This is a genomic window from Cryomorphaceae bacterium, from assembly GCA_007695365.1.
GTDB lineage: Bacteria > Bacteroidota > Bacteroidia > Flavobacteriales_D > SKUL01 > SKUL01.
This window is the reverse complement of the sequence record REDV01000038.1, coordinates 23599-31713: the sequence shown is the minus strand read 5'-3', so window position 1 is coordinate 31713 and position 8115 is coordinate 23599. Positions and strand designations below refer to the sequence as shown.

4 protein-coding genes are annotated in these 8115 nt (G+C 48.3%); all 4 read right to left on the bottom strand.

Annotation, left to right across the window (positions count from 1 at the left end; genetic code table 11):
* A partial coding sequence (locus EA392_01295) for a hypothetical protein (protein TVR41635.1) occupies positions 1-2824 on the bottom strand: 2824 nt, incomplete at its 3' end.
* Positions 2825-3253: 429 nt separating this feature from the next.
* Complete coding sequence (locus EA392_01290) at positions 3254-3445, bottom strand: cold shock domain-containing protein (GenBank protein ID TVR41634.1); 192 nt, start codon at positions 3443-3445, stop codon at positions 3254-3256.
* A 193-nt stretch (positions 3446-3638) separates the two neighbouring features.
* Positions 3639-7163 carry a T9SS C-terminal target domain-containing protein gene (locus EA392_01285; GenBank protein TVR41633.1) on the bottom strand — a complete coding sequence of 1175 codons (3525 nt, stop codon included), beginning with the start codon at positions 7161-7163 and terminating at the stop codon, positions 3639-3641.
* Positions 7164-7317: 154 nt separating this feature from the next.
* Positions 7318-8094, bottom strand: coding sequence for an exodeoxyribonuclease III (xth, locus tag EA392_01280; protein ID TVR41632.1), 777 nt, complete (start codon positions 8092-8094; stop codon positions 7318-7320).
* Positions 8095-8115 lie beyond the last annotated feature (21 nt).

The window sequence follows — 8115 nt, the reverse complement described above, 5'->3', positions numbered from 1 at the left end:
CACCGGGAACACCGGTAATCTCACCTGCTCCGAAGCAGTTGGAGGTGTAGGTAGTGGTGAGTTCGGGCCACTCGGCATTGCATTCTTCCAGTTCTACGTCCGCCACTGGTTCAACAACCGGCGCAGAGGTAAAGTAGTTGATGGTTTGAATGCATTCAGCGTAGTTTCCACATTCGTCGGTTGCGCGGTAAGTACGTAGCACTTGCCCCTCGCAGAAGCCACCTACTACTTCATCACCTTCCCACGTGATCAAAACATCACTGCAGTTGTCAAAGGCATCTACGAGTTCGGTGTCCGCTTCGGGAACATTTTCGAAGCACTCAACAGTCAAGTCTTCCGGACAAGTAATCACGGGAGGTGTGGTGTCTTCTACCAGGATCGTTTGGGTTTCAGTGGTTGTATTGCCACAATCGTCGGTGGCTGTGCAGGTACGAGTAATGGTGTACACGCACTCGTTTTCGAAATTGGGTTCTTCACAATCGAGGTCGAGATTAAAGTCGCCCATTACACCATCACGTGGGTAAACATCACCATTGTAGTGAATGTCACCAGTAAAGTAGAACCAGCCAGACAGACCGAAAGTCTCGGTAAAGATGTTGGAGTTTTGACCAACCTGGAAACCGTAGAGGTAGCTCGGTGGCGCATGTGTAAGGGTCAGCAGTGAGCCAGCGTAATCGCGAATACCCGTGAGCGTTGACTGTGTAGGATCTACTTCGTAGTACATCCAGTCAAGGTAGTTGTCGCCGGTGATGTCCTGGGTATCCTTGTAGGTGCGTCCCTGAGCTGACCACTCATCCCAGTTGGAACCGTTGATCAGCCACACATCAAACTCCCATGCAAGCTGGTCGTTGTTAATGCTTGACATCACACCGTAAAGGTGAGCGGTTCCATCTGGGAACTGCTCAAAAGCACCGCTTTCAAGCGCAAAGAGGTTTTTGCCTGGGTTTACGGTTCCGGGCATTTGCTGCAACCAACCAATGCGCGGTGCAGGCTCTCCAGCCCAGTCCATGTCAATCAACTCGCATACGGTGCTCAGCTGGTCGGACTGGAAGCTTTCAGTGCATACGACATTTACATCTTCGGTGCAGTTGTCAGAAGCTGTAATGGTACCCAATGCGGGCACATCGTCCGGACATTCTACTTCGAGGTCTTCAGGGAAGTTGTCGAAAGTGGGGGCTTCAGTATCATTGATGGTGATGGTTTGCTCACAGGTTGCTGTATTTCCATCACTGTCAGAAAGGGTCCATGTTCTGGTGATTACAGTCGGACAGCTTCCGTTGATTTCGTCTTCATAGGTAAGCCCAACAATTTCAGGACAATTGGGGTCTCCATTGTAAGGGTCCTGAAAAACAGGGAAACCGGTAAATTCAGGATCAGTTGAATCATTGCAATCCAATTCTACCAGTGCGATATCAAAACAGAACACAGCGAGGTCACCTACAGGGCAGTCAGGCTGTGGAGCACATCCAAGTATGCTACCCGTATCCTGGCCGTCCACATAGCTCTCGTTGATAGCGGCAAGTGTTTCGTAAATTTGGTTAGCTGTAAAGCTATTGTCGCAGCCTCCAAAAACATTATTCGCCAACTCCAAAAAGTCGGAAACTGTCATTCCGGCAAAGTCGCCTGAAAGGATGAGCAGGTCCTGTAGAAGGAAATCGGGATTGGCAAAATTGGGGTCGTACACATCAAAACCTACACTCAGCGTAAGGGCCACGATGTGGCTGGCAAAAGTATTGCTAAGTGTGTTACCCGGATCGGTGTAGTTCATGGTCAGGGCAGCAGGAGTTCCACCGGAAGGAAGGAAATCCTGAACAGCAGAAGCCGAAGTAAGTGTTAGGGTAAATCCACCTGGGCACCCAACAGTGAGTCCGGCAGGGAATGCGCCGGAAAAATTGGCATCGCGATATGCGCCCGGGTTGTCTCCGGCAGCAGGAGCCCCCCAGCCACCTGGAGTTTGTGTGCGGTATGGTCCTTCCTCGCAATCGGCAGGCTGAGCAACTGCACACTCAAGAGTCGTTGTGCAGCTTGGATCATCCAGATCCGTAATCACCGCCATGTAGCAACCTGCAAAGAGGTTGGTAATGCTTTGCGCACTTGCAGAAAACCCATTGGGGCCGGTCCATTCAACAGAAAAGTTGGTAGAACCATCTACCAACGCAGTCAGGGTACCATCATTTCCACCAAAGGTTGTTACATCACTGCCCGAGCATTCGGCAAAAATTTCGCAAAAAAACTGAGGACACTCGGTACAACTGGCGTTGACGTTAAAGTCTCCGATTCCAGAAAAATCACCTGAATGCGTGAACCACCCGCTAAAACCAAACTCGAGGTTCTTTGAGTTTGCTCCGAGCCCCACCTGAAAACCGTATGTAAAGTCGGCGGGCATGTGCTGAAGCTCGATGGTTTGACCAGCGTAATCTCCCAATCCTGTGAGAACTGCGTTGTCATTATCCATTTCGTAATAATGCCAGTTTACGTGCTCGCCGGTATTGAAGTTCTGCTCATCTTTAAAGCTACGACCAAGCGCCGACCACTCAGCCCATGTGCGCTTGTTTTTGAGCCAAACGCTCACTTCCCATTTCTGGTTGGCGTTCGTGGTTCGCTTTGCTACTCCGATTATGTGAGCGGTTCCGTCGTCGTAAACGATAAATTGGCCACCATTGTGGTCAAAAACGAAATCGCTACTTCCGCCGGGCAAATCAGGCAGCCACAAGGCGTGGCTTCCAGGAGCATAGGCAAAGATATCGCAGTGCTCCGTTACGGATGAGTCTTCGCAAGGGTTGGTCTCCACAGCGTGGATGTGCAAACTGAAAAACGAGAACATAAAAATCCCGAAGAGGATTTTTAAGCTCAGTGTTCGTGTTTGCCAACTTGTGTTACAGGGTAAATCTGTTGTCATAACGAATTGGATTGGGTGAATTTTGAAGTGAATTGGCCCATTTGATTGGGGTCATTATTTGTTACTTGCTGAGTTGAATGTGTTCTGTAAATCAATCTTTTTGATTCGGTAAATCAGTCGAAAAGGCCGATGAATTACCTGAAATTTTCGGCTAAAGTATGGCAAGTTAACTCACTTGTCAAGAGCTTAAGCGAAAATAGTCAGGAAAAAAATGAGGTTGGTCGGCTAAATTAAGGTATTGGTGGGGAAATTTTAATGCAACCTTAAAACGGAAAATTAACTTTAGGTTGCTCAGGGGCAAAAAAAAAGGCTGCCTTGGGGCAGCCTTTTTCGAAAAAATTAGATGGGCTAAACTTATGCTAGTTTCACGTTTACCGCGTTCAATCCTTTTCTTCCTTCTTTGAGATCAAAGGTAACTGAGTCGTTTTCCCTTACCTCATCAATGAGACCTGTTACGTGTACAAAGTACTCGGTGTCATTGTCTGTGTCCTTGATGAATCCGTATCCTTTGGAATCATTGAAGAACTTTACTGTTCCGTTGTTCATGACAAAAAAATAAATAATGAATAATGATGCAAAGGTAGGCAAAAAACAATACGGCGCTCGAATTTATTGATTTTTTGAAGTTTTCGCGGGTATAAGGAAAGTCTGAAGCTGACGGTTAAGCCATGAAAAACCGAATGTAATCAACTGCATTGCAGCCGTAATACAGATTGCCATCAGTATTCGCCAAAGGCCTCTAATTCACCACCACAAATCGCTTGTAAAGTGCTTCGCCGCCATCTTGGCTGCCCGCCCGCAGGATGTACATCCCCGAGGGCAGATCACCCATATCCAGGATTTGCTCTCCGATAAAATCAGAACGAACGCGCTTAACCAGCTTGCCGCTCACCGAAAAAACCATAAGCTCTCCAGATGGACGAGCGAAGTTTGAAAACTGCACATGCAATCTTCCGCGTGAGGGGTTAGGATAGAGCAACATTTCGGGCCGAGGTTGCATTTCCGAAACATCAGATGTGAGGTCATCAATGTTGATACTGAAGTTGTACAAAGGATTTCCGTTGTTGATATTGACCGGACCGGGCAATTGGTTTTGATAGCGGTGCCTTAACCTGAGCTGAATGGTGGTTTTGGCGGGAATGAGCCCTTCTTCAATGGGCAACAGCTCAAAGCCCTCGTTTAAAAGGGGCAGGCCTGTCCATTGCTGACGGCGTTGCAAAGCGGAAATCAGAGAGGGCGACTGGCTACCGGCGTTGTGTATTTGCTGGCAGCCGTCGTATTCAGCCATAGAATGGGTTTCATTTCCCTGCCCCATGAAATGAGCGCTCAATACGGTAATGGCATGTGCACCTCCGAAAGATGGCGATCCGTCACTGTTCCACATGGTGGATGTTGGGTTCCAAATCATGTCATTTCCGTTATCGTCAGTCAAATCAGGATTTTCGCCGAAAATTATATTCAGCCTTTTGCCCGTATTCACATCAATGGCGTATCCGGGAAACCATCCCATTCCATAGCTCATCCCGGAGGCGTCGGTTTGCTGGCCAAAGTAGGTGGCCTCCTCTACGTTGCACTCAGGGTGGCTTTGGTTGCGGCCGTTTTTGTCAACAGACAAAGCACTTCTGAAGATGGGTAGCGACCCCACATCGCTTCCGTATCTCAAATCGAGCACCACACAACGCGACCATTTGCTCTTGTCAGGAGTAAGAACAACATCTACGTTTCGCACATTTCCGGGCAAGGTATGCGGCACAGAAAGCTGCACTCCAGCGTTAAAAAAGGGATGGCAAACCGAAAACTTCCTAACGTAATGACTGGGGCCCCATCCTCCATTAACCAACGATTTAAAAGGAACATCGCCAAGCGTATTTGGCTGCATAGAATTAAAAACACAGGGCTCTATGATGGTTTGAAGACTGTCCATATAAAAGCAAGGTGAACTACTTAATCCTGAACAAGAAAAGCTGATAGTGCCCTCCCTGATCCAGTTTTGGTATGTGAAATCATCGGTATCCTCCACATGCCCCAGCCATGGATTGTTGCTGTCTTCAAATAGAAGTTGCGCCCCAATGGGTGCCGATGACTCGTTGTCGGTATGTGCATCCACACTCACCATCAGGCCCCATTCTTCAATGAATTGGCTGTTTGTAATGGCGATGGGAACTTCGCTGTGCACCGTGTCCAATCCGCCATTGATAAACATTTTCCAGTTGGAGTGTGGCTCCGTTCCATCAAACATCAGGGTGTATTCTCCTTCAACCAACGCCTCGAAATTGTACACCAGCACTTTTACAGGGCCCTTTCCTTTTTTGTATGTAGGATGGATAACCATATTACTGTCGTTGGCAAGTATCTGGTCGATGGTTTCATCGGTAAGCTCAAAAAAGTGCTGGGTATTTCCGGTTCCTTCTATTTGGGTGAGTTCAGGGCCGGTCATCATGTCGCACATCATTGAACCGATGGACTGACAGGTTGATGAAGTGCCACATCCAAAATCAATCTCAAGACATACCTCAATATCTCCGGGCTGCTCGTACTGATGGCTGGCAAAGGGGTGGTCGGAGGTGAATGACTCGCCATCGCCAAAGGTCCAGGTGTAACTCACACCGCTGGTTATGGGGCTTGAGAAAAAGGCACTCCCCGATTCAATGCTTATTTCGAATGCAGCGTCTATAACCGCACAGGGAAAATCGTAGCAATTGTCATGAAGCTCCTGTGCAAGGTCATTGGCTTCGTAAAGCAGCTCAATAGAGCACGGCACTTCCTCGCATTGTAAATCCCTGGCCCATGGTATGGCCATGGTAAAAACCTTTGCTTCATCGGGCGCCATACTGAAAGGGCCGCTACTCATGATATGACGACGGGTACCGGGAGCATATAATTCAGTCAATTCCGTCCATGGCTCTACCTGTACACCATTGGTATTGATCAGCAATGGGTCAGAGTCACCGGGAAAATGGATAAGACAAGGTACGGCATCAGGGTCATTGGGGTTGTAGCCCGTACCCCCATAGGTCAATGGTGTGCCATCGCGCCAATGCCCTGTGAGGTAGTTGTAATATTGCTCAGCTGTTTGGGGGGGGCGCGTGCCAATCGGCCCAGTATTGCTATTGTGGTAAATACTGTGATACATCCTCAGTCGTTCACCGGGTTCATCCACAATGCCGTTGAAGTTGTTGTCTATGCCATCGTTTTCATCGGCCAGTGGTCCTCCCACCCAGGTAAATCCTATGGCGGGTGGCGCAAATCCATAACCCACAGCCCCGAGATTATCTTCGTCCACAAGGTGACCGTTGCAGTAGTATGACATTCCCCTTTCCACATGTTTTTGAACATAATCATTCGATGGACTACCTAGATGCGATCTAATGTGCTTTCCGAAATACATATCGCTGTACTGCCAGCCTGAGCGATTGATCAGGGTTTGACGGAGAAAGGTTGTGTTGTTGATGTGGTCATTGGTGATAAAGGCATAGGCCATGTTGTGCACTTCCACACCGGTTGCGAGCATGTCAAATTCCTGGTTACCGATGGCTCCATCTTCACTATTACTATTCACCCACCACAGCACCTGATCGCCCAGAAGATGCACCTCGCAATCGAATTCGTCTTCATTGTCGGGAAACCGAAAGGCGGGATAATCACCCAGCTCTGGTTCGTATACTCCGGGGGTGCCGCCACAGCAATCATTGTCGAAAAAAGGAGCCAATGCCTGAGGCTGCCCGGGAATTACCTCCGCCACGGCAGGCCAGTTGAGAATGTCATCCGGAATTTCGTAGCCATTGGTAAAGGGTGGCGTGGTTGGAGGTATGCCATTGTTTTCAGCGAGCATCGAAAAATACAACCTGTGAAGCTCTACTTCGCTGCGATTCACCTTGTAAATATGGTCGTATGCATCACAATCCGCGGTTACAAAATTGCCCGGTGAAGTATTGTTCATCGGCCCCGCTCTAAACGACTCTTCATTCAGAGTAAGATGAAATATAGATGCTGTTACCCTTAATTCGCCCCATTGGTTGAATCCTCCTAAAACAATACGGCCCGAAAAGATGGAATGTGTATTGTCGCCCTTGGGAACTTCATAACCCGGACGACCGATTTGTCGTGTATTCCACTGAAATCCGTTGTTGTAGTAATTGGCTCTGACGTTGTTGATATCAAGCTGCGCAAAAGCAGTAGGAATGTTGCATTCAGATTGTGCCCGGCCCTTCTGGCTGAACGCGGTTAACATTGCAACAAGCGTGATGTAAAGAAGCTTCTTCATAGTTGCGGCATTTTTAGTAATGGCACTAAGTTATGGCCTAAGATACTGTTTGCGAACCTATTTCGAACCAAATTATTGCATTTTTTTACAGGTCAAAGGAGTGTAATTCGAGTTTAACCACCACTTTTTCTGAACCTTACACTCCGATTGATGTCTATTTCAGATCTTCCACCATCACCCCTACCGGACAGTGATCTGAGCCCATCACGTCGTTCAGGATAAAGGCCTCTCTCAGGCGAGGAACAAGGGCCTGGCTCATCAGCACATAATCAATCCGCCAGCCTATGTTGCGGGCACGGGCGTTGGCGCGGAAACTCCACCATGAGTATTTTTCGGTGTCGGGATTGAGCTCCCGGAAAGAGTCCACCAAACCACCATCAATGTAGTTGTCCATACCGTCTATCTCGGTTTGGGTATAGCCGGCCGATTTGTTGTAATTGGCTTTGTCGTTCTTGAGGTCTATGGGGCGATGAGCCACATTTAAGTCTCCGCAAAAAACCACGGGTTTAAGTTTTTCCAGTACTTTCAGGTAGTTGAGCATGGCTTCGTCCCAACGCTTTCTGTAATCCAGCCGCACCAGCTCCGACCCCGAATTGGGCACGTACACATTAACAAGGTAAAACTCCGAAAACTCGGCCGTTATCACACGACCTTCTTTGTCGTGATCAGCTAGACCGATATCATAGGTAACCCCGATGGGTTTGTGTTTGGTGATGATGGCTGTGCCCGAATAGCCTTTACGCTCGGCTTCGTTGGCAAACACATGGTATCCTTCGTTCAACAGCGGCGCAAGGGTTTCCTGTACCTGGCTTACTGTGGCTTTGGTTTCCTGCAAACACACTACATCTGCCTGCATCTCACGGATACTGTCAAGCACTCCTTTGTTGGCCGCAGCCCTGATTCCGTTTACGTTGAATGAAACAATCTTCATTTTTTCTTTGGTTTGAAAGGC